This is a genomic window from Mariniflexile sp. HNIBRBA6329, assembly GCF_043558645.1.
Taxonomy (GTDB): domain Bacteria; phylum Bacteroidota; class Bacteroidia; order Flavobacteriales; family Flavobacteriaceae; genus Mariniflexile.
Genome location: NZ_JBIFXS010000058.1, coordinates 1 through 238, shown reverse-complemented (window position 1 = coordinate 238; position 238 = coordinate 1). Strand labels below are relative to the sequence as shown.

Genomic DNA, 238 nt, shown 5'->3' with positions numbered 1-238 from the left:
CATAGCGCGGATCGACGCGGCGCAGCCCGTCGAAGCTGGCGGTGGTCATCGGATATAACGCGGCGAGCGCGATGATGAACACCTTCGCGAATTCGCCGGTGCCGGCCCACAGGCTCAGCAGCGGAATCAGCCCGAGCAGCGGCACGTAGCGCAGCGCCTGGAACGCCGGCTCGCCGAACTTGCGCGCGAGCGACGAACGCGCCATCGCCGCGCCGAATACGAGCCCGAATGCGACGCC

1 protein-coding gene is annotated in these 238 nt (G+C 68.9%); it reads right to left on the bottom strand.

The features are described from left to right. Positions 1 to 238, bottom strand: a 238-nt coding sequence (locus ACGK9U_RS16180; RefSeq protein ID WP_394467599.1) for an ABC transporter permease subunit, incomplete at both ends; no start/stop codon positions are given.